We start from the raw sequence: 25,614 nt of genomic DNA, 5'->3' as shown, positions 1-25,614 counted from the left end.
GTTCCTGCACGACCGGGAGAATCTGATGCACCAGCACGGGATCGGCACCTGGTTGACCAAGCGCCGCCGCATGTCACCCGACCGGACCGCCCTCGTCCACGGCGAGGGGTCGACCATGACGTACCGGCAGTTCGTCGACGGCGCGGACCGGGTCGCGGCGGCGCTGCGCCACCTCGGCGTCGGCACCGGCGACAGCGTCGCCTACCTCGGGGAGAACAGCCCGGACTTTCTCCAGGTGATGTTCGGGGCCGCGCGGCTGGGCGCGGTGTTCGTCCCGGTCAACACCCGCCTCGCGCCGCCGGAGATCACGCACGTGCTCACCGACAGCGGTGCCCGGGTCCTGATCCACGACCCCGACTTCGCGGCCCGGGTCGCTGCCGCCACCGGTGGGGCGGCGGCGCCACGGATCGTCGTCACCGGCCTCGGCAGTGCGCAGCAGCCCGGACTGGCCCGACTGATGGAAGAGGTCGAGGCCGACGAGGCAGGCGAGGTCGCCGCACGCCAGGTGGGCATGGACGACCCGGCCGCGATCATCTACACGTCGGGTACCACCGGCCGGGCCAAGGGCGCGACGCTGACCCACGGCAACCTGACCTGGGTCGCGCTCAACTGCATCGTCGACTACGACGTGGTCTCCACGGACGTCGCGTTGATGATCTCGCCGCTGTTCCACGTCGCCTCCCTGGGCATGGGGGCGTTGCCGGTGATCCTCAAGGGCGGGACGCTCGTGCTGGAGAAGGGCTTCGAACCGGGCCGGGCGCTGGCCCAGATCGAACGGTACGGCGTGACGATGCTCAGCGGCGTGCCGACCACGTACCAGATGATGGCCGAGCATCCGAACTGGTCGTCCACCGACCTGTCGTCGTTGACGAAACTCACCTGCGGCGGGTCGGCGGTGCCGGTGCGGATCCTCGACGCGTACGAGCAGCGGGGGTTGTCGTTCTCGCAGGGTTACGGCATGACCGAGGCCTCGCCGGGGGCAACCGCGCTGCCACCGGCGATGACCCGCGCGAAGCAGGGCAGCGTCGGCCTGCCGCACTTCTTCACCGACGTGCGGATCGCCAGCGGCGACGGTACGCCGGTGCCGGCCGGCGCCATCGGCGAGATCGAGATCGCCGGGCCGAACGTGTTCCCCGGCTACCACCGGCTGCCGGAGGCGACGGCGGCGGCGTTCACCTCGGACGGCTGGTTGCGGTCCGGGGACCTCGGCTACCTGGACGACGACGGTTACCTGTACATCGCGGGCCGGCTCAAGGACATGATCATCTCAGGCGGCGAGAACATCTACCCGCCAGAGCTCGAGCTGCTGCTCAGCGAGGTCGACGGGGTGACGGGGGCGGCCGTGATCGGCGTACCTGACCCCCGCTGGGGCGAGGTGCCCTGGGCGATCGTGACGGTCCGCGAGGGTGCCAGCGTCGACCTCGGGACGGTACGCGAATTCCTCGACGGCCGGATCGCCCGCTACAAGATGCCGAAGAACCTGGTCATCGTGGACGAGCTGCCGAGGACCGCCTCGGGGAAGGTGCGGAAGGCCGAGCTGCGGGCCCGGTTCGCCGGCTGACTCCGTCGACCCCTCCGACGAGCGCGGCGAACTCCGCGGCCGACGGAGCGGCCAGCTGTCCGTGCATTCGACGGTAGACCTGTGTCGACCGGGTGGCGGGCCACTGTGCGTCCATGAACTGCCGGGGCAGCCGGGGGTCGGCCCGCAGCAACGCGAGCCAGTCCGCCACGAGCATCGTCCGTACGGACAACGCACTGGTCGCCTGTGTCGCCGCCGCCGGGTCGTCCCAGACGTCGATGAACGCGAGGTGCTCCCGGCGGATCGATTCGATGTCCCAGGCGGCCCGGACGCTGTCGGCGATCGGGAACTCGCCGAGCTCCCGGGCGTGGAAGGCGACGACGGTGCCGGCCGGCAGGTCCCGGCGCAGCGGCTCCAGCGAGCCGGCCAGGTCGACCTCGCCGGGGGCCAGCCACAGCCCGTCGCGCAACGGCGCGAACCCTTCCCAGGTCAACGTCGACCGCAGTCGATGGCGCAGGGTCCGTTGGCCCTCCGGGATGGTGAACGTGACCAGCGTCCACCCGGGGCCCTGCGGATCGAACGGCCGCGGACCACGGACCCGGTCGGTCGCCTCGCGCAGCACCGCCGCTCCGTGCCCGGTGAGCGAGAAGCGGATCTCCCTGCCCTGCCGGCTGCGGGCAAGGACGCCGGTCTGCACGAGCCGGTCGAGGGTGGCCCGGGTCGCCGGGGCGGCGACGCCGGCACCTTCGAGAACGCCGATCAGCACACTCGCGCGGATCGGACCGGGGTCGTCGTCGACGACGTGCTCCCCGAAGAAGGCGAGCAGCAACTGTTTCGGTTGTCGACTACGCACGGCTCCCCCTCGGGCGGCACTGGTCCGACGGTACGGTCAGGCGGTGGCGGTCTCCCCCCGCTTGGCCCGCTGGATCTGTCCGTAGATCTGCGTCCGCAGTTGGGTGAACCGAGGTAGCGCCCGGGTGGTGATCTGATCGCGCTCGGCCGGAAGGTCGATCGCGAGGTCCTCCTGCACCCAGGTCGGCGACTTCGACAACACGAGCACCCGCTCGCCCAGATAGACCGACTCGTCGATGTCGTGGGTGACGAAGACGATCGATATCTTGCGGTCGGTGTGCAGCTGCCGTACCAGATCCTCCAGGTCCGCCCGGGTCTGGGCGTCGACCGCAGCGAACGGCTCGTCCATGATCAGCACTTCCGGGTGGTACGCGACGGCCCGGGCGATCGCCACCCGCTGCTGCATGCCGCCGGACAGTTGCCAGGGGTGGCTGCGGGCCGCGTGGCCCAGACCCACCGCCTCGAGGGCGTCGGTGACGAGTTTGCCCCGTTGGCTGCGGGAGAGCCGCTTGTGCCGCAGCGGCAGCTCGACGTTGCCCCGGACCGTCAGCCAGGGGTAGAGGCTGCGACCGTACTCCTGGAAGACGACGGCCATCGCGGGGCTCGGGCCGGTGACCGGGGCCCCGTCCATCTCGATGCGCCCGCTGGTGGGACGCAGCAGACCGGCCAGGCACTTCAGCAGGGTCGTCTTGCCGCAGCCCGACGGCCCCACGATGCAGACGAGTTCACCGGCGTGCATCGTGAAGCTGATGTCGCCGATCGCCTCGACGTCGCCGTTCGCCGACTCGTAGACCTTGCGCAGGTGTTCCACCCGCAGCAGGACGCTCCGCTCAGGCACGATTGATCTCCCTTGCTCCGTGGTACCAGCGCAGCACGCGCCGCTCGACGACACCGAAGGTGACCGCGAGCAGGACACCGACGAGGCCGAGCAGCAGGATGCCGCTCCACATCTCGGCGATGAGGTAGTTGCGTTGGAAGTAGGCGATCCGGTAGCCGAGTCCGGCGGAGGACGCGAACATCTCCGAGATCACCATCAGGATGAGCGCGACCGACAGCCCTTGGCGCACGCCGGCCATGATGCGCGGGCTGGCCGCCGGCAGCACCAGGAACCACAGCCGCTCCCACCAGGTGATCTGGAACGAGTCGGCGGTCTCGGACATGACCGAGTCGGTTGCGCGGACACCGTCGATCGTGTTCAGCAGGATCGGCCAGAGCGCCCCGGAGACGATCACCACCACCCGCATCGTGTCGGTGATGCCCAGCAGCAGCATCACGACCGGGATCAGCACCGGCGGCGGGATCGCCCGGAAGAACTCCAGCAGCGGTTCGAGTAGTTCCCGCAGCCACCGGAACAGGCCGATGAGCGTACCGGCGGCGATGCCGAGCACGATCGAGGCGACGATCCCCAGGGCCAGCCGGTACAGGCTCGGCAGCACGTCGGAGACGAACGCGGGACCGACCCAGGTGGCGACGAACGCGTCGAGGATCGGCACCGGCCCGGGGAAGAACCGGTTCGACGACGACGTCGACGCCAGCCCCCAGACGACCAGCAGCAGGAAGGGCAGGCCGAAGGAGTAGAGCAGATTCTCGACGATCCGCCGGACGGCGGAGGGCCGCCGACGCGGTCGGCGAGCGGCCCCGTCGGCGGGTACGGCTGACGCGGTCACTGGACCTCCTCTCCGCGTACCGACTGGTGCCAGGAGAGCGAGCGCCGCTCGATGAACCGGAAGACCAGGTTGACGCCGAGCCCGAGCAGCCCGGTCACCACGACGAAGGCGTAGAGCCCGACGGCGTCGCCGGCGGAGCGGGACAACTCGATCATGCGGCCGAGTCCGGGGTTGCCGATCACCATCTCGGCCGTGATGGCCAGGATGAGCGCGACCGCGGCGGCCAGCCGGACACCGGTCATCAGATACGGCAGGGCGGTCGGTAGCACCAGGTAGAACAACCGCTCACGGTGGGTCAGGTCGAAGCTGCGCGCGGTGTCGCGAGCGACCGTGTCGACGTCGGCGACGCCGTAGATCACCTGCACGAACACCTGCCAGAACGACGCGTAGATGATGATCACGAGGGCCGCCTGCAGCTGAATGCCGAACAGCAGCACGGCCAGCGGGATGAGCGCGACCGACGGGATCGGGCGCAGGAACTCGACCATCGTGTGGGTGGCCCTGCGCAGGGCCGGCACCAGACCGACGAGCGTGCCCAGAGCGACAGCGGCCACGGTCGCTACTCCCAGCCCGATCGCCCAGGCGGTCATGGTGGACCCGAGCCGCCGCCAGAAGGCGAGGTCACGAAACTCTTCGGCGAGTCGTGCGACTACGTCCGTGACATACGGCAGGTACTGCGAATTCACCAGGCCGAGCGTCGGGATCAGCTGCCAGACGACGAGGAACCCGGTCAGTCCGACGACGCCCAGCACCGCCTTGCGCAGTGAACGGGGACGTCGGATGGACAGAACGTGCATGTTGCTCCCTGGTCGGGGGTCCCGCCCGCAGCGTGCCGGTGGCCGCGGGCGGGCGGGACCGCACCGCTACTGCTGCTGGATGAGGCGGTCGAAGTCCGGCTGCTGCTCCAGGACGCCGTACTCGCCCGCGAGGGTCGCGAGCGTCTCCAGGCTCGCCCGGTCGAGCTCCCAGCCGAACTCCGGCAGCCGCACCGAGTCGGCGACCGCCTCGGGCAGCTCCAGGTTGTCCTTGATCGCCTGGCGCACTGCCGCCTCGTTGGCGGAGTCCTGCGCCCACTGCAGCGTCTGCTCCATCGCGGTGGAGAAGTCGGCGATCAGATCGGCGTCGGACTCGAGGCGCTCGGCGGTGGTGATCGTCGTCAGGGTGGCGAGTCCGGGGATGACCGCCTGATAGGGCTCCACGACGAGGACGTCGCCCCGACCGCGCAGCTGGGTGACGAACGGCTCCGGCACCCAGGCGGCGTCGATGTTGTTCGCTTCCAACTGGGCGGGGACGTCGGGGAAGGCGACCTCGACGAACTGGATGGCGGTCGGGTCGCCGCCGTCCTGCTCCACCGCAGCCATGATCGTCACGTCGCCGGCGGCACCGAGGCTGTTGACGGCCACCCGGCGGCCAGCGAGCTCGGCGGGCCGGGTGATGCCGGACTGCGCCGACGCCACGACCGCGTTGATGTCGTCGCCGTCGGCGTAGGAGGAGGCGTAGTTGCCGATCATCACGACGCCGAGATCCTGCAGATCGGCGCGGAACGGACCGAACGGCTGGCCGATGGCGAAGTCGATGTCTCCGTTGATCAGGGCGGGAATCGCCTGTGCGCCGCCCTGTGCGGGCAGCACCTCGACCGCGAGACCGTGCTCGGCGAAGATGCCGGCCTCGATACCGCCCCAGAGCGCGGCGGTCTCCGTGATCGGTAGCGCCGCGACGCGGACCTGACGCAGGTCGTCGTCGGCCTGGTCGGTCGGGGGCGCGTCAGAATCGGTGCAGGCGGTAAGGGCGAACGCGACGGTGGCGATCAACCCGAGGGTGAGGGTCTTCTTCATTGACGAGGCCCTTCCGGGACGGAGGTCGTGGGGTGCGTCAATCCAGGCGGGTGCACCCGGGGCGCAGGTGCGGCTCGGTGTGAGCGTGGTCACCCCGCCGTCCGGCCATGGTCAACCACCGGCACACCCAATGTCAACAATTTCTCGTCGCCCGTCACGAAACGATTGAATATCGCTGTGGGACGACAGCCCGTGACGGACGCGGCGACAGCCGGCGGCGCCGGACCGGTGGACCCGGCCCGGCGCCGCCGGAGGTAGGCGGATCAGCTCAACGGCTCGATCCAGATGTTGCGGTACTGCACGGCGTTCTGGTGGTCCTGCAACCTGATGGATCCGGTGGCCGGCCCCTCGGGGATGTTGCCGCCGGTCGGACCGGTGATGGCGACATCGTCGTGGACGGTCACGCCGTTCCAGACCAGCGTCACCCGGGCATCCTCGGTCTTGGTACCGGCACCGTCGTAACGGGCGGCCCGGTAGGTGATGTCGTACGTCTGCCAGGTGTCCGCCGGCCGCGCGGCGTTGACGTCCGGCGCCTTCTGCAGGTAGATCGCACCTGCCTCGTTGGTGTCCAGGGTCGGGTCACCGTACGAGTCGAGGATCTGGATCTCGTAGCGTTCCTGCAGGTAGACACCGCTGTTTCCGCGGTTCTGCCCGGTCACGTCGGCCGGCAGCTGCGGCACCTTGAACTCGACGTGCAACCGGAAGTCGCCGAACGCCTGGCGGGTACGCAGATCGCCGCAGCAGACCTCCATCGACCCGTCGGCCAGTCGCGGCCAGCTCGCCGAACGCCCGTCGGTGTGCTGCCACTCCGCCAGGTCGCCACCGTCGAACAGCACGATCCGTTCGCCGGGCTGACGCACGGTCACCAGGTCCAGGTTGACGTGTCCGGTGTCGCCGGTCTCCACCCGGTACTGGATGGCGTTGACACCCTTGCGCAACGTCAGCAGCTCGGACTTGGTCGCCCACTCCTTCCAGGTGACGGTGGACGGCAGGACCGTCTGGCGTACCTTCTCGCCGTTGACGTAGATGCTGACGGTCTTGTCGCCGGAGAACGGGTTGGGACCGTTGCTGTAGCGCAGCCCCACCTCGTACTCGCCGTTGCGCTTCACGTCGACGTGTACGGTCGTCGCGGCGTTGAGGTCCCCGAACCCGGCGACGAAGCCGACCCCGGAGAAGCCGGCGTGCTCGGTGTCGACCCGGGCGCTGCCCTGGCGGTGGCCCTCCTCGGCCTCGTAGAAGACCCGGTCGGGCTGGACACCGGGGATGGCGTTGAGGGTGTACCAGGCCTCGGTGCTCCACAGCTGCTCGCCGTTGGACGCGGTGAACGACCGGGGCGAGCGCAGATGCACCACGCGGCCCTGCTGGAGCCCGTCGATGGTCAGCCAGACCGTCCGCCGGTCGTTGGAGACCTTGACCCCACTGACCCGCAGCGACTCCTCGTCGACCTTCGGGCCTCCGTAGGTCGGGGTCGGCGCGTAGCGCCACTGCTCGACCTGGTAGCGCCCGGCGATGTCCTGAATGGTCGCCGTGGACAGCGGCCGGGTGTACTCGATCTTGAAGCCGTTCGGGGTGGCGCTCATCGACTTCATGTCGAACGTACGGTTGTCGTTCGGGGTGAGCTTCTGCAGGCCGTACCGCAGCTTGCCGGGCTGGCCCCAGTTGCCGTCGGCGCCGAGCCCACCGACGTAGATGGCACCGTCCGGGCCGAGGGTGACCCGGTTGACGCCGGCCTCCAGGCCCTGGGTGTGCCGGAACACCGCGCCCTGGTACTGGTCCTTGACCTTCTCCAGGTACGCCCGCTGCAGCCCACCGTAGGTGACGTCGCCGATCAGGAACTGCCCCCGGTACGGGCCCTTCTTGAGCAGCACCGGGGTGCTGGGCGAGTTGGCGATCTCGTTCTGCGGCAGCCAGAGCGCGGGCTGGGTCACCGGGTTGGCGTCGTACGGCCCGGCCGGGTTGGTGTAGTGGTTGAAGAACTGGTCGGGTTGGATATGGACCAACTTGCTGGCCGGCAGGTAGCCGCCCTGGTTGTCGGTGACGAACAGCTCGTTGTCCGGCCCCCAGCCGATGCCGTTGGGGGTACGCAGCCCACCGGCGACGTAGCTGACCTTGCCGGTACGTCGGTTCACCACGACACTGGTCCCCCGGTTGGCCACCGGCTGCGGGTTGGTGGTCGCGCCGCCGTAGTCGATCGCCACCGACAGGTTCAGGTAGAAGTTGCCGCCCTTGTAGAGCAGCCCGAAGGCGAACTCGTGGAAGTTTCCGCCGTACGGCCAGCTGGCGACCGTCCGCAGTTCGTCGGCGACGTCGTCGCCGTTGGTGTCGCGCAGCTCGGTGAGCTCGTGCTTCTGCGAGACGTAGATCATGCCGTCGACGACGGCCACGCCCATCGGCTCGTTGAGGCCACTGGCGACCCGCTTGTAGGTCACCTCGTCCGGGCCGCTGTCCCCGGTGACGTTCTCGACGATGTAGACCTCGCCGCTGAACTGTTCGCTGCCGCCCCAGGTGGCGATGACCAGCCGACCGTCGGCGGTCCAGGCCATTCCGGAGACCTGTGGTTGGAAGCCGTCCGGGCGCAGGTCGGTCAGGGTGTAGTCGGGGTGCACCCCGTCCAGCGGAAGCCCGTCGCCGGGAGTGTCGGTGACCCCCTGGCACTCCTTGCGGCCGGGCGCGGTCACCCGGACCACGCCGGCGTCGGTGCTCAGCACGGAGCTGGGCACGACGACGAAGTCCGCCGCGCCCGGTGGCTGCCACGCCAGGGTGAGCTGCTGGCCGCCGCCGGCCTCGAAGTACTCGACCCGCAGCGCGTGGTGTCCCTCGGTCAGGGTGACCGCGCCGTCCATGGAGGTGGCACCGTGCAGCCCGTCGTGGTCGACCACCACCGCGTCGTCGATGTAGAGCCGGGAGCCGTCGTCGCTGGTCAGCCGGAAGGTGTAGGTCCCCGCGGTGGCGATGTGCAGGTTGGCGAGCGCGTGCGTGACGAAGTTGTCCTCGAAGCCGAAGTCGGCGGCGGTGGACCAGTCGACGACCGGCATCAGCTTGTCGACGTTGGGGGTCTGGCCAGGCTTGAGAGTACAGATCTCCGACAGCGGTACCCGCACGTCGTAGGTACGCAGCGTCACGCCTGGTTCCTGCGGTGGCAGGTCGGTGCTCTGGGCGGCGGCCGGCGACGCGCCGACGGTGGCCAACGAACCGAGCATGACCGCGGCGGCGGCGAACGTGACTGGTCGACGGAATCGTGGTGGGTGTGGAGACATTCCTCCCCCTTCGGCGGTGCGGGTGGGTGCCGGTCGGAACCATCACCGAGGTGTGCTGCTCGGCGGACGCGATGATCTCGATCACGACTGCGGCACATCATGAGCCACATTCGCTCGGGTAGCAAGATCTTCCGATGGAAATACTCGAACTTTTGAACGTTAGGTCGAAAGATCCACCAGTGGCGGCTGAAGGCCAGCCTGGAACCCGGCGCCGAGGGCCGCCGGCAGACCAGTGTCGAGTCCGGCCGGTCGGCTCCGACTACCCATCGGAAGCGCCAACCGGCGAACTACTACCGCAGGGGCAACACACCATGACTCGACAGATCGTCGCTCGACACGATTGGCTCACCGCACGCAAGGAACTGCTGGCCAAGGAGGAGGAGGCCGCCCGGATGTGGGCGGCGGTGGCCGAGCAGCGTCGACAGCTACCGGCGGTGAAGATCGAAAAGGAGTACGTCTTCGACGGCCCGACCGGCACGGCGACCCTGCTGGACCTGTTCGACGGCCGGCGGCAACTGATCACGTACCACTTCATGTTCGACCCGGCCTGGGACGAAGGCTGCAAGCACTGTTCCTTCCTCGCCGACAACATCGGCCACCTGTCTCACCTGCACTCCCGGGACACCACGCTCGTCCTCGTGTCCCGGGCCCCGGCCACGAAGATCGCCGCGTTCCGCGAGCGGATGGGCTGGTCCGTGCCGTGGTACTCGTCGTACGGCAGCTCCTTCAACTACGACTTCCACGTCACGCTCGACGAGTCGGTGGCACCGGTGACGTACAACTTCAAGGACAAGGCGACGCTCGAGGCCGACGGCGAGGTCTGGTTCACCCAGGGTGAGCAGGGCGGGGTCAGCGTGTTCCTGCGCGACGGTGACACCGTGCTGCACACCTACTCCGCTTACGCACACAGCACCGACCTGCTGCACGGCACCTACAACTACCTCGACCTGACCGCGCTCGGCCGACAGGACGCGCCCGGTCGTCCCTGGCTGCGCCACCACGACCGGTACGACGGGAACGGAGCGGCCTGATGCCCCGGTGCAGTGTGATCATTCCGACCTACAACCGACGGCGGTTGCTCGAGTACACCTTGACGTCACTGACCCGCCAGTCGCTGCCCCGCGACGAGTTCGAGGTGCTGGTCGTCGACGACGGATCCGCCGACGGCACCGGTGAGATGGTGCAGGGCTTCGCCGACCGGTTCGACCTACGCTACTTCTTCCAGGCCGACACCGGGTCGCGGGCGGCCGCCGCCCGCAACCTGGGCATCACCGAGGCGCGGTCGGACATCTGCGTCTTCCTCGACGACGGGGTCATCGCCCACTCAGGATGTCTACGGGCGCACGTCGACACCCACGAGGCCCACGCCGGGCCGGTCGCCGTGATCGGGTACGCCTACTGCCTGCTGCTGCACGAACGCGAGTCCGGACGGATGAACCGGACGTTGGACTACGCCGACGCCGACGGATCGATCGCACTGGTCCGCGAGCGTGGGCTGTGGCCGGACATCCGGGAGGACTTCTACGCCAAGTACGGCGACGACTTCGGTGACCTGCCCGCCCCCTGGGTCGTCTACTTCACCTGCAACACCTCCGCGAACACCGACCAGGTACGGGCGGTCGGCATGTTCGACGAGTCGTTCGAGGGCTGGGGTGGTGAGGACCTCGACCTGGGCTACCGGCTGCACCGGGCCGGCGCTCGGATCGTGCTGAACCGGGACGCCGCCAGCCTGCACGTGCCGCATCCGCTGGCCTCGCGGGCACGGGAGGCGGCGAACTACCGCTACATGGTCGAAAAGTACGGTACCCCCATCATGTCGTTGATGCCCGGTTTCTCCACCCTGGAGGTTCACCCGCTCAACATCAACGACATCATCCGGGAGCGCGGCCTGCCCAGCTGCGCCGAGTACGAATTGCAGCGCCGATGATCAGCCGGGACCGGGTCACGGAGCGATGGAACATCGTCCGGCTGGCACCGCGGGCCGGGATCGCCCCGGTGACGCTGCTCGCCGCGATCTACCTGGTACTCGGCCTGCTGCCGGTGGCGTTCATCGTCGCCACCAGCGTCGTGATCGGCCGGGTGCCGCAGGCGGTCACCGACGGGCTGGGTTCGCCGGCCTGGGACGCGCTGGTCACGGTGTTCCTGATCGCCGCCGCGGCCTTCGTGGGCCAGCAGATCCTCGCCCCGGTGGCCACCTCACTGGGAACGTTGGTGTCGCGCCGCATCGACGGCCACGTCTTCGACGAGTTGATGGCCGCGTCACTGCGCGGCACCGGGGTCGCCGCGCTCGAGAACCAACAGGTGCTCAACCACCTGCGCACCGCCGCGCGCGAGTTGGAGTTCGGCTTCCAGAGTCCCGGTCAGGCGGTGCCCGGGCTGCTGGCGCTCATCGCCCGCTACACCCAGCTCACCGGCTACGCGGTGCTGGTCGGAATGCACTTCTCCTGGCTGGCGGCGATCGGCCTGGGCAGCGCCGTGCTGCTGTTCCGGTACGGGCAGCGAGGTGGACTGCGCAAGTACGCGCAGGTCCGGTTCGACCTGGCCACCCCGGAGCGCAAGGTCGACTACGTCCGGCAGTTGGCCACCGGCAGTGCGGCCGGCAAGGAGATCCGCATCTTCGGGCTGGTCGGATGGCTGCAGCAGACCCTGCGGGAGGCGTACCTCGGGCTGTTGCGACCGGTGTGGGCGGCCCGACGACGCATCTACCTGTGGCCGTTCATCGGCTTCGCGTCCTGGGGCCTGCTGGTGAGCACGGCGGTGTTCGCCGCCCTGGGCAGCACCGCCGAAGCCGCCGCTCTGACGACGTTCGTGCTGGTCATGCAGGCGATCCTGGGCATGTTACGGCTCAGCGAGTACTACCCGGAGGCGGACGCGGCCACCGCGATCGGCATGCACGCCTACGAGGCGGTCCGGCGCTTCGCGGCCCACGCGGACAGCGTGACCCGGGAATCCACCGACGACCGCGGCGACGCGCGCGGTGGACCGGGCACGACTTCCACCGCGCCGACGGCGGCCACCGCCGTGCCTCGACCGGAGTCGCAGATCTGGTTCGACGACGTCAGCTTCCACTATCCGGGTCAGGACCGACCGGTGCTCAACCGGCTGAACCTGACCATCCCGGTCGGCCAGTGCACCGCCATCGTCGGGCTCAACGGTGCCGGCAAGACCACCCTGGTCAAGCTTCTCGCCCGGCTGTACGAGCCGACCTCGGGTCGGATCTACCTCGACGGGGTCGACATCGCGAACTATCCGGTCGACCAGTGGCGGGCCCGCCTTGGGGTGATCTTCCAGGACTTCGCCCGGTACGAGGCGTCAGCCGCCGACAACATCGTCTTCGGCGCGGTCCACGCCCGGCACGACACCGCCGGTGTCCGGGCCGCCGCCGAGGCCGTCGGCCTCGGATCGACGCTGGAGGGCCTGCCCGCCGGAATGGACACGCCGCTGGCCCGGCACCTCACCGGCGGGGTCGACCTGTCCGGCGGGCAATGGCAGCGGGTCGCGTTGGCCCGCGCGCTGTTCGCCCTGCGCCACGGTGCGTCGATCGTCGTGCTCGACGAACCGACGGCCAGTCTCGACGTACGGGCCGAGGCCCGCTTCTTCGACGAGTTCGCCGGGTTGACCCAGCAGGCGACGACACTGCTGATCTCACACCGGTTCTCCAGCGTGCGCCGGGCCGACCGGATCGTGGTGATCGCCGACGGCGTCGTCATCGAACAGGGCGGACACGACGAACTCATGGCGCTGGGCGGGCAGTACGCGCGGTTGTTCCGGTTGCAGGCCGACCGGTTCGTGGATCCGGCGGAGGTGGTCGCATGATCGGCGTACTGCGGGTCAGTGCCCGGATCCTGGCCACCTCCTGGCGTCTGGACCGCCGCAAGACGTTCGTCTCGGTGGTACTGATGCTCGCCGGTGCCGCGGCGGCACCGATGCTGGCGGTGGTGCTGGGAGTGATGACCAACGCGGTGGTCACCGGCCGGACGGCGGACGCGACCGTCGCCGGGGTCGCCGCCGCCGCTCTGGTCATCGCCAGTCTGACCTTTTCGCACTTCGCGCACGTGGCCTACTTCGAACTGTCCGAACTGGCCGAGCTCGACTTCGACGAGCAACTGCTCCGGTTGTCCAACGGATCCGTACTGATCGACCATCACGAGCAGCCGGACCAGGCCGACGCGCTCACCGTACTGCAGCAGGAGAGCCGGCAGTTCCGCACCAGCCTGGAGTCACTGATGAACGGGCTGGGGCTGAGTCTGGCGATCGTACTGACCGGCATCCTGCTCGCCTGGGTCAATCCGGTCCTGCTGCTGCTGCCACTGGCAGCGGTCCCGCCGCTGGTGGCCGGGCGGATCGCCGAACGGATCCGGGACGCCTCGCGGACCGCGACCGCCGAACCCACCCGGGTCGCCCTCAACCTGTTCCACCTGGCCACGTCCGCCACCCACGCGGGCGAGCTGCGGGTGTTCCGGCTCGCCGGTGAGCTGCGGGACCGGCACGCCCGGCTGTGGGACAGCGCCACCCGGCGGTTGTGGCGGGCCCACTTGACCGGTACGGCGGTGCAGGCCGCCGGGCAGCTCATCTTCGCGCTCGGCTACGTCGGCGCGGTGCTGCTGGTGGTGCGGGACGCGATCACCGGGCAACGGGCCATCGGTGACATCGTCCTGGTGATCGTCTTGGCGGTCGCGGTCAACCAACAGGTCACCATGGCGGTGACCCTGCTGCAGGATCTGCAACGGATGGCCAGCGCCTACCGGCGACTGGCCGACTTCCGGGCAACCGTCGACGCCGCCGACCGGCACCGGCCCGTGTCCGGGTCGGCTCCGACCGACGACCTGCCGGCACCGGTGCCTGCGCAGTCGGCGCTGGTCACGCAGCCCGCGCCGACGCAACGGTTGACGCGTGGCATCGAGTTCGCCGACGTCAGTTTCAGTTACCCCGGCACCGACGTGCCGGTGCTGCGCGACGTGCGGCTGACCCTGCCGGCGGGTGCCCGGGTGGCGATCGTCGGCGAGAACGGTGCCGGCAAGACCAGCCTCATCAAGTTGCTGTGCGGCTTCTACCGGCCGACCGGTGGGCGGATCCTCGTCGACGGGGTCGACCTCGCGGCCATGGACACGCCGCAGTGGTGGGAGCGGATCTCGGTCGGCTTCCAGGACTTCGCCCGCTACGAGTTCGACCTGCAGCATGCCGTCGGCCTCGGGGACCTGCCACAGGCGGACTCCCCCGAGGCGGTGCACGACGCACTGGTCCGGGCACAGGCCCGCAGCGTACTGACGCACCTGCCGGACGGGCTGCGTACCCAGCTCGGCAAGAGCTACGCCGACGGCGCGGAACTGTCCGGCGGACAGTGGCAACGGCTCGCGCTGGGTCGGGCGATGATGCGTCGGCAGCCCCTGCTGCTGGTGCTCGACGAGCCGGCGTCGGCGATGGACCCGGCCGCCGAACACGCGCTGTTCGAACGGTACGCCGATCAGGCGGTCCGGGTGGCGGAGGCGTCGGGGGCGATCACGGTGTTCGTCTCGCACCGCTTCTCGACCGTCCGGATGGCCGACCTGATCGTGGTCCTGCGTGACGGCCGGGTCGCCGAGGTCGGCACGCACAGCGCACTGCTGGCCGACAGCGGACTGTACGCGGAGCTGTTCACGCTGCAGGCCGAGGCCTACCGGTAGGGCGGCCGGTCGGCCGCCCGCGCCGGACGCGGGCGGCCGACCACCGGACCGCCGACCACCGTCAGGCGTCGGTCCGCAACCCCAGCACCGGGTCACCGAAGTCGCCGGTGAGGTGGACCCGACGCCCGATTCGCCGCCCCTCGGCCAGCAACTGCGGCCCCCAGCGGTCCCAGAGCCCGGCCAGCCGGGACGTGATCAGGACGGTGTCCACGGCGGAGTCGGCCAACGGAGTGCGCAACCCGAGAGCATGGGTACGCTGCCGATCGTCGGCGGCCGACCGGCACAGCTCACCGTCCGGTTCGAGCAGGACGGCGTCGGGCATCGTCGCCGGCACCGCCGCTCCGGCGCCCAGTACGGCGATCCGCCCCGGGTCCTCCATCCGCGCCAGCGCGCCGGCCAGTTCGTCGATGACCTGACGGTCGCGGATCTGGTCGAGCCAGCGGGTCAGCCGCTGGTACTCGTCGTCCCATTCCCAGATCAGCTCGTTCTTGATCAGGCCCCAGCCGAGCTCGATCACCGGCTCGGGATGACGGGCCAGGAAGACGTCGATGTTCTCCTGGATCGCCAGCCAGTTCGCTTCCTCGCTGCGCTCGTGCGGGGATTCGACGATCCACGCGTCGCGGGACACGACGAACGACACGCCGTCGCGGTGCAGCCGGTAGGCGACCTCCATGTCCTCCAGGCCCCACTTGCGGAACGCTTCGGCGAAGCCGCCGGCCCGCCAGTAGTCGTCGGCGCGCACGGAGCAGTTCAGGCTGAAGAACAGCGTCCACGGCAGCGCCCGACGGCTGACGTCGAAGTCGCAGGCGGCCATCTCGACATGGCGAATGTCCAGGAAGGCCGGGTTGCGCCGGAACCGCTCGACCACCGCTTCCGGAGGAAGTTCGGCCAGCGCCTCGGCGATGCCCGGCATCGGGTACGGCGGGTTGTAGGCGTAGGCGTAGCCGATGACCGCCCGGTGTGCCTGCGGGTCGGCGTGCAGGGCCAGGTGCTGGCGGAGACAGTCCGGGCCGGGGATCACCCCGGCGTCGAAGAAGACCAGCAGCGGCGACCGGGCCAGCCGGGCCCCGGCGTTGCGCGCCGCCGGTGCCCGGAACCCCTCGTCCGGCTGGTAGTGGTAGGCGACCTGCAGCTTGCCGGCGAACGACTCGACCACCTCGCGGGTGTCGTCGGTGGAGCCGTCGTCGGCGACGATCACGTCGAACTCGTCCGGCGGCAGGGTCTGGCGCGCCAGATTGGCCAAGGTGTGCCGGACATAGGCACTGCGGTTGTAGGTCGGGACGACCACCGAGATCCTCGACCGGGAAACGGGTACGGACACAGCACGTCCTCCATCTTGACGCGGGCGAGCGTGAGCACCGTGGACTAGCGGTGACCTTCGAGCGCGTGATCCGACCGGGCGGCGGGCGACCAGCGACCGAGTTCGTCGAGGATCGACTCGTGCACCGGTTGCCAGGACATCTCCCGGCGGGTCCGCTCGGCCGAGACCGCCTGGTCGTAGCGGAACAGGCCGGCGATGTCGTGAATCTCCGGCGGCGCCTGGTCGACCGGCAGGGACCTGGCCACGCCGCCACCGATCGCCCGGGCGATGTCGTCGACCCGGACGGTCTCGGCGACGGCGTTCCAGGCGGTGCCCGGTGCCGCCCGCTCGGCGACCGCGACGAACAGCCGGGCCAGGTCCTCGACATGCACCGCCGCCCACCGCACGCCTGGCTCACCGAGGAAGATGCCGCAGCCCAGCCGGGCGGTCATCGGTGCCAGCATGTGGTGTACGACGCCGCCGCCGTTGCCGTAGACGAGGCCGGGCCGGATCAACCGGCCACCGTGGGCACGTACGGCGATCTCGCTCGGTGCCCGCCAGGCCACGATCGGGTGGGGCTCGGGCGGGCTGTCCTCGGTGACCTCACCGGGCCCGAGCACGTCGACGCCCGACGTGTACAGCATCGGTGTCCCGGTACCGAGCAGGGCGCGCAACCCGGGCTGCTCGTACCGGTCGTCACGCAACGCGCCCACGTGCACCACCAAGTCGAACCCGTCGACGGCCGCGACCAGCGAAGGCGGGTCGGTGAGGTCACCAGGTACGGCGCGGTAGGCGCGTGGGACCGGACGACCGCCGGGTCGCTGCAACCCGGACACCCGGTGACCGGCGGCGGCGAACGCCGCCGCGACGGCCGAGCCGATGTAGCCGGCGGCCCCGATGACGAGCACTTTCGACCCGGACATGGCGATGTCCCTTCTCCCGACGTATCGGTCGGCGGGCCTACCGCCTGCCCGCCGCCGTAGGTGGCCGCCCACTCACCCCTGCATCGTGGCATCGGCGGGACGAATTCGACGTATTCCAGAAGCAGCAAAGTGAGCAATCTGCGAGATGCGTTCCCCGCCGGTGCCTGCCCATCCTGGCACCGACCCATGTCCTGATCTACCCTGCCTGCCCGGGAGTCGTCATGAGCGAGGCCTTCGTCGTCCGGTACCAGATGCGACCCGAAACGGCCGACCAGAATCAGAAACTGGTCGAGAACGTCTTCGCCGAACTGGCCGTCGCCTGTCCACAAGGGTTGCGGTACGCCGCCTTCCGACTCGCCGACGGTGTCACGTTCGTCCATATCGGTGTCTCTGAGCCGGGTGCCGCCTCGTTGCCGGACTTCGCCGCGTTCCAGGAGTTCCAGCGTGAGTTCGGGACGCGGGCGGCCGGCCCGCCGACGGCCGGAGGTGCCACCGTCATCGGCAGCTACGGGGTCGACTTCGGCTGACGGCCGGGCCCGCCCCGGCCCCGTCCGGCGCTGGTCGTGTGGGGCGCCCGTCCCCGCGCACGACCGCCCTGCGGGGTGCCACAGAAAGGCGCAATCAAAGATGCGCCGGGCATCGCCGAACATCACAGTCGGGTGGGGAACCCGCACCACCGACACCAGACGGAGGAACGATGACCACTACTTCCACCATCCCGGCGCGAGCGGAACTCGTCACGCGTGCCGCGGATCTCGTACCGTTGTTGCGCTCGCGGGCGCAATGGGCGGACGAGAACCGGCGCCTGGCCGACGACGTCGTCGAGGCGATGGCCGACGCCGGCATCTTCCGGATGCGGCTGCCCCGCCGGTTCGGCGGCTACGAGTGTGACGCCCGGACCATGGTCGAGGTCGCGATGCACCTCGGCCGTGGCGATTCGGCGACCGCCTTCACCGTCGCGGTCTGGTGGATCACCTCGTGGAATCTCGGGTTGTTCCCCGACGAGGCGCAGGACGAGGTGTTCTCGACCCCCGACGTACGGGTCTGCGGCACACTGGCCCCGACCGGCACCGCGCAGCCGGTCGACGGTGGCATCCAGGTGACCGGACGGTGGGGTTTCAACAGCGGAGCCGCGCACAGTCAGTGGAAGCTGCTGTCGGCCCTGCTGCCCACCGCCGACGGCGGGATGGAGCCGATCATGGCGGTGGTGCCGGTCGGCGACGTCGAACTCGTCGACGACTGGCAGGTGGGCGGGTTGCGCGGCACGGGCAGCGTCACGGCCCTCGCCCAGGACCTGTTCATTCCCGCACACCGCTACGTCCGGATCGGTCCGCTGCTCGGTCAGCAGTACTACTCCACACTCAACGCCGACCTGCGGCTGTACCGTGCACCGATGATCGCGGCGATCTCGGCGGCGACGGTCGGCAAGATGGTCGGGGTGGCCAAGGGCGCCCTGGAGGGCTTCTTCGAGCGCCTGCCGGGACGGGCGATCACCTACACCAGCTACGACAGCCAGCGTGAGGCACCGTACACCCACCTTCAGGTGGCCGAGGCGAGCTTGAAGATCGACGAGGCGGAGTACCACGCCTACCGGCTCGCCGACATGGTGGATGGCAAGTCCGATGCCGACGAGCCCTGGACGTTGCAGGAACGCGCCTACGCCCGGGTGGCGGTGGGTCGGGTGTGCCAGCTGGCGAAGGAGGCGACCGACATCGTCGCCCTGGCAAGCGGCGGATCCTCCATCTATTCACAGGTGCCGATCCAGCGGTTGCAACGCGATATCCAGGCGATGGCGTTGCACGCGTTGAATCTGCCGAGCAACAACCTCGAACTCTACGGACGAGTGTTGTGCGGACTGGAGCCGAACTCGCCGTTCGTGTAGGCCGGCGGCTGTCGCCGAGGAGGCCGGCGTGGACCTGACGGTCCACGCCGGCCTCCTCGGCGACAGCCTGCTCCGATCAGCGCGGCAGGGCGCGGGCGAACTGCCGCAGGTCCTCGACGAACAGGTCCGGCACCTCCAGGGCCGGGAAATGCCCCCCTCGGTCGTACTCCGCCCAGTGGACGATGTTCGGGAACCCCTGGTCCGCGAACCGCCTGATCGGCTGGGCGGGATCGCGCGGGTAGACCGCCACCCCCAGAGGCACCTGCAGCGGCGGGGGCGGGGGCGGCGGGGTGGGTGCGGTCGGCATCACGTCGGCGTTGTCGAAGTAGAAGTGCGCAGAGGTCGCACCGGTGCCGGTCAGCCAGTAGAGCATCACGTTGGTCAGCAGGGTGTCCCGGTCGACCGCGTCCTCCGGCACCGATGCCGAGTCGGTCCAGTCCTTGAACTTCTCCACGATCCAGGCCAGCTGGCCGACCGGCGAGTCCGTCAAGCTGTACGCGAGGGTCTGCGGCCGGGTGGTCTGCAGTTTCATGTAGCCCGACAGCTCGTTGGCGTAGGTGGTCAGCAACCCCAGCCGCGACAACTCGGTCCCGGACAGGCCGGCGAGGTCGGCCGGGTCTCCGCTCGGCGGGGTGACCAGGAAGTTCACATGAGCGCCGAGGACCTTGTCGGGAAACATGCCGGCGAGGGTCAGGCTGATCCAGGCACCGAGGTCACCGCCCTGCACGACGAAGCGGTCGTAGCCCAGCCGCCGCATCAACTCCGCCCACACCCCCGCCACCCGCGGCAACGTCCACCCCGTACCCGACACCGGACCCGAAAACCCGAACCCCGGAATCGTCGGCACCACCACATCGAACGCCACCCCCGGATCCCCACCGAACCCCCGCGGATCCGCCAACGGACCCACCACCTCCAAAAACTCCACAAACGACCCCGGCCACCCATGCGTCACCACCAACGGCACCGCACCCGGCTCCGGCGACCGCACATGCAAAAAATGCACCCGCGCCCCATCAACCTCCGCCACGAACTGCGGAAACTTGTTCAACCGCGCCTCCGCCGCACGCCAGTCGTACCCCGACCGCCAATACCCCACCAAATCCCGCAGATACCCCACCGGCACCCCCCGCTCCCACCCCGCACCCACCGGCTGCACCGGCCACCGCACCCCCGCCAACCGCGCAGCCAGATCATCCAGACTCTCCTGCGGAATCTCGATACGGAACGGCTCCATCACACACTCCTCAATACTTGTCGGAGGCCACGAAAGTCAGAATCTCGGCACGGGCCGCCATTCATAGTAGCCACTGACAGATAGCACGGGTAGATGGCCTGAGGAGTCCGGATGAAACCGAGCAGTCCGGAAGAAAATGTTGACGAAGAACAGCGTTAGCATGATATTCGTTCGAATGCCACCTCCCATCGAGGAGTCAACTCATGGCCCACATTGTCGGCGACCGGGCCGTCGTGCTCGGTGGCAGCATTGCCGGTTGTCTGGCCGCCCGGGTCCTCGCCCCGGCCTACCGTGAGGTCACGGTGATCGACCGGGACCAGTTGACCGAGCGGGACGACCCCCGCCGGGCCGTGCCACAGGGCCATCACATTCACGCGCTCCTGGCCCGTGGCCAGCGGATCCTCGAGGAACTGTTTCCCGGGCTCACCGACGAACTGGTCGGCATTGGCGTGCCGGTGGGAGACTTCGGCACCAGTTTGAGCTGGTACTTCAACGGCGAGATGATCCGGAAGACCGAGACCGGGCTGATCTGTGTGGCGGCCGGGCGCCCCCTGCTGGAGGCCCGGATCCGCCAGCGTGTCAAGGACCTGGGCAACGTCACCTTCCGCGACAGGTGCGACGTCATGCACCTGGCCACCACGGCGGACCGCCGCCGGGTCACCGGGGTGCACCTGCGCGACCCCGACGGGCAGGCCGAGGTCCTCGACGCGGACCTGCTGGTCGACGCGACCGGCCGGGGCTCGCGGACCCACCGCTGGCTGGTCGAGCTGGGCTATCCGCAGGTCGCGGAGGAGAAGGTCAAGATGGATCTGACCTACACCACCTGCCACTACCGCCCGCCACTGCCGTTCGACCCGATCGGTGAACAGATCGCGATCATTCCGGTGGCCACCCCACAGATGCCCCGTGGGGCGATCTTCGCCCGTCTGCCGGACCGCTACTCGATATCGCTGACCGGTCTGCTCGGCGACCGCCCACCGACCGACCGGGACGGGCTGCTGGCCTATGTCCGGTCGTTGCCGGTCCCGGAGATCTACCGGGCGCTGCGCGACGCCGAGCCGATGAGCGAGCCGAAGTCGTTCCACTTCCCGGCGAGCGTTCGCCGCCGCTACGAACGCATGGACAGCTTCCCGGAGGGCCTGCTGATGCTCGGGGACGCGGTCTGCACCTTCAACCCGGTCTACGGCCAGGGCATGACGGCCGCCGCGCTACAGGCCCAGATCCTCGGCCGACACCTGCAGCAGGGCGCACCAGCCGCCGACGGCTACTTCCGCGACGTCGCCCGGGCCATCGACGCGCCCTGGGACATGTCGGCCGGGCCGGACCTCGGTTTCGCCGGGGTACAGGGACGGCGGACGCTGAAGGTCCGCATCGGCAACTCGTACGTGCCGCGGCTGCAGGCGGCCGCCGTACACGACCCGGCGCTGTCCGGCGCATTCCTGCGCGCCGCCGGTCTGGTCGACCCGCTGAGCGCGCTGATGCGGCCCAACATCGTCCGACGGGTCCTGCGCCGGCGGCCCGCCGCCGGAGAATGAGCCGACTCACCGTCGGTCGGCGAAGAACGCCCGCAGATCCGTGACCAGCAGCTCCGGCTGCTCCAGCGCCGGGAAATGCCCACCGTGGGCGAACTCGGTCCAGCGGGTGATGGTCGGCAACTCGGCCATCGCCTGCCGGCGCACCGGGAGCAGGAAGTCGTGCGGGAACACCGCCACCGCCACCGGCACCTCGGTCGGCCAGGGTGCCACCGGCGGGGCCCCGGCGCGCAACTGCGCGCCGATCTCGTAGTAGAGCGCCGCCGACGACCCGGCCGTACCGGTCAGCCAGTACAGCATCACGTTGGTCAGCAGCGTGTCCCGGTCGACCGCGTCGGGCAGCGCCGACGTCGGGTCGGTCCACTCGCGGAACTTCTCCACGATCCAGGCCAGCTGCCCGACCGGCGAATCGGTCAGGCCGAAGGCCAGGGTGTGCGGCCGGGTCGCCTGCACCTTGACGTAGCCGGCCGGGTCGGTGTGGAACCGGGCCATCGTCGCCAGCCGGCCCCGCTCGGCGTCGCTGAGGTCCGGGTCGGCGGCCGTGTCCACCCCGGTGACCAGGAAGTTGACGTGCACGCCCAGCACCCGCGCCGGGTGCTGGCGGGCGACCTCCAGCGAGATCAACGAGCCGAAGTCGCCACCGTGCAGGGCGTAGCGGTCGTAGCCCAGCCGCCGCATCAACTCCGCCCACACCCCCGCCACCCGCGGCAACGTCCACCCCGTACCCGACACCGGACCCGAAAACCCGAACCCCGGAATCGTCGGCACCACCACATCGAACGCCACCCCCGGATCCCCACCGAACCCCCGCGGATCCGCCAACGGACCCACCACCTCCAAAAACTCCACAAACGACCCCGGCCACCCATGCGTCACCACCAACGGCACCGCACCCGGCTCCGGCGACCGCACATGCAAAAAATGCACCCGCGCCCCATCAACCTCCGCCACGAACTGCGGAAACTTGTTCAACCGCGCCTCCGCCGCACGCCAGTCGTACCCCGACCGCCAATACCCCACCAAATCCCGCAGATACCCCACCGGCACCCCCCGCTCCCACCCCGCACCCACCGGCTGCACCGGCCACCGCACCCCCGCCAACCGCGCAGCCAGATCATCCAGACTCTCCTGCGGAATCTCGATACGGAACGGCTCCATCACACACTCCCCGGTGTTCGCCCGCGTCAATGCCGTAGCAGCCGACGGTACTGGCATCGCCAGGTGCCGCACAGGCCTGCGGGTGGGATGGCAGATCGATTCGGCACGTTGGAAGAAAACACGAGGGTGGACCCGGCCGTACGATCTGAAGCACGTTGTGCAGCCGGTAGCCGACGGGCTGTGGAACTGTTCTCTGCTGCCCGCAGATCATCACGATCCCGCCCCTTATCCCGCTGTTGACGTTCTATTGTTCGTCGAGCTCAGGAGCCCGTCCATGACAGAGCGATGCCCAATTGTTCTCGACACCAGCGGTACGGACATCCATGCCGAAGCCGCGCGCCTGCGGGCACAGGGCCCGATCGCCGCAGTCGAGCTGCCCGGCGGTGTGTCCGCCTGGTCGATCACCAGCTACGAGCTGGCCAAGCAGGTGCTGAGCGACCCACGGTTCCTCAAGGATCCTCGCGAGCACTGGCCAGCGCTGCGCAACGGCGAGATCCCGCCCGGCTGGCCGATGATCACGTGGGTGGTGATGGACAACATGACCACCCATGACGGCGCCGACCACGTGCGACTGCGCAAGCTGATCGCGCGGGGTTTCACCGCCCGTCGGGTCGAGGAGGCCCGGCCGCTCATCGAACGGATCACCCACGACCTGCTCGACAAGATGGCTGCGATACCGCCGGGGACCATCGTCGACCTCAAGAAGGCCTTCGCCTACCCGCTGCCCGCGCAGGTCGTCTGCGAACTATTCGGCGTGCCCGAGGAGTCACGGGCCGACGCGCTGCGCGGCGGCGAGGTCAACGTCAGTACGTCGATCACACCGGAGGAGGCCGCCGCCAACGTCGACCAGTGGCACCAGGCCATGCAGGACCTGGTGGAACTGCGCCGACGCGAGCCGGGAAACGACCTGACCAGTCTGCTCATCGCCGCCAAGGAGGAGGACGGGTCCCGGCTGACCGACGAGGAGATGGTCGGCACCCTGCACCTCATGCTCGGCGCCGGTTCCGAGACACTGATGAACCTGCTCAGCCACGCCGTGCTGAACCTGGTCACCAACCCGGACCAGTACGAGCTGGTCCGCTCCGGCGCGGTGGACTGGTCCGAGGTGATCGAGGAGACGCTGCGAGCCGAGTCACCGGCGGCGATGCTGCCGTTCCGGTTCGCCGTCGAGGACGTCGAACTCGCGGGCGTGACGGTCCGCAAGGGCGACCCGGTGCTGATCGGTTTCGCCGGTGTCGGCCGCGATCCCGAGGTGCACGGCGAGACCGCCGACAGCTTCGACATCACCCGGGCCGACAAGTCCCACCTCTCCTTCGGGTACGGGGTGCACTACTGCCTCGGCGCGCCGCTGGCCCGGCTGGAGGCGTCGATCGCGCTGCCCGCCCTGTTCGAGCGCTTTCCCGACCTGCGGCTCGCTGTGCCTCGGGAGGAGCTCGCCCCGCAGGGGACCTTCATCATGAACGGCCACCGCGAGCTGCCGGTCCTTCTCACCGCGCCGGTGCCGGCCGCCGCCGGCTGACCGCCCCGGACCCGCCGTGGCGCGGCGCGGCTCACCGACCGGTGAGCCGCGCCGCGCATTCCTGCAGGTAGCGGCGTTCGGCGGCGTTGCCGGTACGCTGCGCCGCCACGAGGTACGCCGACCGTGCTGCGGCCCGGTCGCCGGCCATTTCCAACAGGTGGGCCCGAACCGCGTCGATCCGGTGGTTGGCGGTCATCCGCCGGTCCGCCTCCACAGCGGCCAGTACGTCGAGGCCGGCCTGTGGGCCGCGTACCATCGCCACCGCGATCGCCTGGTTGAGCCGGACCACCGGGTTCGGCCAGATGGCCACGAGCAGCTGGTAGAGCAGCACGATCTGCCGCCAGTCGGTGTCCTGCGACCGGGCCGCGTCCGCGTGCACCGCAGCGATCGCCGCCTGCAGCTGGTAGGGGCCGATCGGCGCGGTCGACAGGACCCGGGTGACGATCCGGCGCCCTCGGGTCAGGTACTCCTGGTTCCATCGGCTGCGGTCCTGGTCGGCCAGGGGCACCAGGACCCCGTCGGGACCGGTCCGGGCCGGTCGCCGAGCCTCGGTCAGCAGCATCAGCGCCAGCAGTCCGGCGACTTCTCCATCGTCGGGGAGTCTGCGGTACAGCTCCTCGGTGAGCCGCATCGCCTCCCGGGTCAGCAGCGCGGGCTGCGGATCGTCCTCGGTGGCCAACGAGTAGCCCTCGTTGAAGACCAGGTACAGCACGTGCAGGACGGCGCCGAGACGCTGCGCCCACTCGTGCCGCGGGGGCAGGCTGAAACTGACCTCGTCGGCCTTCATCCGCTGCTTGGCACGGCTGATGCGCTGCGCCATCGTGGCCTCCGGGACCAGGAAGGCCCGGGCGATCTGCGCGGTCGACAGCCCACCGACGGCCCGCAGCGTCAGCGCTATCTGGGACGCGGTGGACAACTGCGGATGGCAGCACAGGAACAGCAGTAGCAGGGTGTCGTCGCGGTCGACCCGGTCGGATACGTCCGGACTGGACACGACGAGATCCTCCGGCCGGGTCAGTACGGCGACCGTCGTCTCACGGCGCTGGCGGGACACCTCGCTGCGGTGGGCGTCGATGAGCCGTCTGGTCGCGACGGTCAACAGCCAGCTCATCGGGTTGTCGGGCAGGCCCTGCTCGGGCCACTGCACGGCGGCGGCGAGCAGTGCCTCCTGGACCGCGTCCTCGCAGGAGTCGAAGTTGCCGTGACGGTGGACCAGGATCCTGATCAGTGGGGGCACGAGCCGGCGGAGCAGTTGCTCCATCTCCGCCGG

20 protein-coding genes are annotated in these 25,614 nt (G+C 69.6%); 9 read left to right on the top strand and 11 right to left on the bottom strand.

The annotated features are described in order from the left end of the window. Positions 1-25: 25 nt before the first annotated feature. Positions 26-1,561: an acyl-CoA synthetase gene (locus O7608_RS19305; RefSeq protein ID WP_289205924.1), complete on the top strand. Its 1,536-nt coding sequence runs from the start codon at positions 26-28 to the stop codon at positions 1,559-1,561. On the opposite strand, the gene O7608_RS19300 is transcribed toward O7608_RS19305, so the two are convergent. The 6 genes from O7608_RS19300 to O7608_RS19275 all read right to left on the bottom strand — a co-directional run bounded on the left by O7608_RS19300 (position 1,485) and on the right by O7608_RS19275 (position 9,130). Then, complete coding sequence (locus O7608_RS19300) at positions 1,485-2,372, bottom strand: PaaX family transcriptional regulator (protein WP_289205923.1); 888 nt, start codon at positions 2,370-2,372, stop codon at positions 1,485-1,487. The genes O7608_RS19305 and O7608_RS19300 overlap by 77 nt on opposite strands. A 36-nt stretch (positions 2,373-2,408) precedes the next feature. Then, positions 2,409-3,209, bottom strand: coding sequence for an ABC transporter ATP-binding protein (locus O7608_RS19295; protein ID WP_289205922.1), 801 nt, complete (start codon positions 3,207-3,209; stop codon positions 2,409-2,411). Further along, positions 3,202-4,038 carry an ABC transporter permease gene (locus O7608_RS19290; RefSeq protein WP_289205921.1) on the bottom strand — a complete coding sequence of 279 codons (837 nt, stop codon included), beginning with the start codon at positions 4,036-4,038 and terminating at the stop codon, positions 3,202-3,204. The genes O7608_RS19295 and O7608_RS19290 overlap by 8 nt, the downstream gene beginning before the upstream one ends. After that, positions 4,035-4,835, bottom strand: coding sequence for an ABC transporter permease (locus tag O7608_RS19285; RefSeq protein WP_289205920.1), 801 nt, complete (start codon positions 4,833-4,835; stop codon positions 4,035-4,037). Before O7608_RS19285 ends, O7608_RS19290 begins: the two co-directional genes overlap by 4 nt. Before the next feature lie 66 nt (positions 4,836-4,901). Further along, positions 4,902-5,873, bottom strand: a complete 972-nt coding sequence (locus O7608_RS19280) for an ABC transporter substrate-binding protein (RefSeq protein ID WP_289205919.1) — start codon at positions 5,871-5,873, stop codon at positions 4,902-4,904. A gap of 263 nt (positions 5,874-6,136) precedes the next feature. Continuing rightward, complete coding sequence (locus O7608_RS19275; RefSeq protein ID WP_289205918.1) at positions 6,137-9,130, bottom strand: 3-keto-alpha-glucoside-1,2-lyase-like domain-containing protein; 2,994 nt, start codon at positions 9,128-9,130, stop codon at positions 6,137-6,139. Between the two features lie 311 nt (positions 9,131-9,441). Between O7608_RS19275 and O7608_RS19270 the strand changes: the two genes are divergently transcribed. The 4 genes from O7608_RS19270 to O7608_RS19255 are packed head-to-tail and all read left to right on the top strand — an operon-like array spanning position 9,442 to position 14,793. Next, positions 9,442-10,161 (top strand): DUF899 domain-containing protein, encoded by a 720-nt coding sequence (locus O7608_RS19270; protein ID WP_289205917.1) that lies wholly within the window; start codon positions 9,442-9,444, stop codon positions 10,159-10,161. After that, positions 10,161-11,057 carry a glycosyltransferase gene (locus tag O7608_RS19265; protein WP_289205916.1) on the top strand — a complete coding sequence of 299 codons (897 nt, stop codon included), beginning with the start codon at positions 10,161-10,163 and terminating at the stop codon, positions 11,055-11,057. Before O7608_RS19270 ends, O7608_RS19265 begins: the two co-directional genes overlap by 1 nt. Further along, positions 11,054-12,946, top strand: coding sequence for an ABC transporter ATP-binding protein (locus O7608_RS19260; RefSeq protein WP_289205915.1), 1,893 nt, complete (start codon positions 11,054-11,056; stop codon positions 12,944-12,946). Before O7608_RS19265 ends, O7608_RS19260 begins: the two co-directional genes overlap by 4 nt. Next, positions 12,943-14,793: an ABC transporter ATP-binding protein gene (locus O7608_RS19255; protein WP_289205914.1), complete on the top strand. Its 1,851-nt coding sequence runs from the start codon at positions 12,943-12,945 to the stop codon at positions 14,791-14,793. The genes O7608_RS19260 and O7608_RS19255 overlap by 4 nt, the downstream gene beginning before the upstream one ends. 61 nt (positions 14,794-14,854) lie before the next feature. Here the strand turns inward: O7608_RS19255 and O7608_RS19250 are convergent, their stop codons facing one another. After that, positions 14,855-16,081 carry a glycosyltransferase gene (locus O7608_RS19250; protein WP_289205913.1) on the bottom strand — a complete coding sequence of 409 codons (1,227 nt, stop codon included), beginning with the start codon at positions 16,079-16,081 and terminating at the stop codon, positions 14,855-14,857. A gap of 77 nt (positions 16,082-16,158) precedes the next feature. After that, positions 16,159-17,016, bottom strand: coding sequence for an NAD-dependent epimerase/dehydratase family protein (locus O7608_RS19245; protein WP_289205912.1), 858 nt, complete (start codon positions 17,014-17,016; stop codon positions 16,159-16,161). Between the two features lie 221 nt (positions 17,017-17,237). Between O7608_RS19245 and O7608_RS19240 the strand changes: the two genes are divergently transcribed. Both O7608_RS19240 and O7608_RS19235 read left to right on the top strand, forming a co-directional pair. Further along, on the top strand, positions 17,238-17,543 hold the full coding sequence (locus O7608_RS19240) for a hypothetical protein (protein ID WP_289205911.1): 306 nt from the start codon (positions 17,238-17,240) through the stop codon (positions 17,541-17,543). A gap of 170 nt (positions 17,544-17,713) precedes the next feature. Continuing rightward, on the top strand, positions 17,714-18,898 hold the full coding sequence (locus O7608_RS19235) for an acyl-CoA dehydrogenase family protein (RefSeq protein ID WP_289205910.1): 1,185 nt from the start codon (positions 17,714-17,716) through the stop codon (positions 18,896-18,898). Positions 18,899-18,974: 76 nt separating this feature from the next. Here O7608_RS19235 and O7608_RS19230 read toward each other — a convergent pair whose 3' ends face one another. Next, positions 18,975-20,135 carry an epoxide hydrolase family protein gene (locus O7608_RS19230; RefSeq protein WP_289205909.1) on the bottom strand — a complete coding sequence of 387 codons (1,161 nt, stop codon included), beginning with the start codon at positions 20,133-20,135 and terminating at the stop codon, positions 18,975-18,977. A 203-nt stretch (positions 20,136-20,338) separates the two neighbouring features. Between O7608_RS19230 and O7608_RS19225 the strand changes: the two genes are divergently transcribed. After that, complete coding sequence (locus O7608_RS19225; protein WP_289205908.1) at positions 20,339-21,670, top strand: FAD-dependent oxidoreductase; 1,332 nt, start codon at positions 20,339-20,341, stop codon at positions 21,668-21,670. A gap of 6 nt (positions 21,671-21,676) precedes the next feature. Here O7608_RS19225 and O7608_RS19220 read toward each other — a convergent pair whose 3' ends face one another. Then, the gene (locus O7608_RS19220) at positions 21,677-22,825 is read right to left on the bottom strand and encodes an epoxide hydrolase family protein (protein ID WP_289205907.1); all 1,149 of its coding nucleotides are present in this window, start codon (positions 22,823-22,825) and stop codon (positions 21,677-21,679) included. 274 nt (positions 22,826-23,099) lie between these two features. Here O7608_RS19220 and O7608_RS19215 point away from each other — a divergent pair, with 274 nt between their 5' ends. Further along, positions 23,100-24,344: a cytochrome P450 family protein gene (locus tag O7608_RS19215; protein ID WP_289205906.1), complete on the top strand. Its 1,245-nt coding sequence runs from the start codon at positions 23,100-23,102 to the stop codon at positions 24,342-24,344. A 31-nt stretch (positions 24,345-24,375) separates the two neighbouring features. On the opposite strand, the gene O7608_RS19210 is transcribed toward O7608_RS19215, so the two are convergent. Then, positions 24,376-25,605 (bottom strand): RNA polymerase sigma factor, encoded by a 1,230-nt coding sequence (locus O7608_RS19210; RefSeq protein WP_289210952.1) that lies wholly within the window; start codon positions 25,603-25,605, stop codon positions 24,376-24,378. Positions 25,606-25,614 lie beyond the last annotated feature (9 nt).

The sequence above is a fragment of the Solwaraspora sp. WMMA2056 genome (genome assembly GCF_030345095.1).
Classification (GTDB): domain Bacteria; phylum Actinomycetota; class Actinomycetes; order Mycobacteriales; family Micromonosporaceae; genus Micromonospora_E.
The sequence above is the reverse complement of the archived record's forward strand: the minus strand, read 5'-3'. Positions and strand labels throughout refer to the sequence as shown.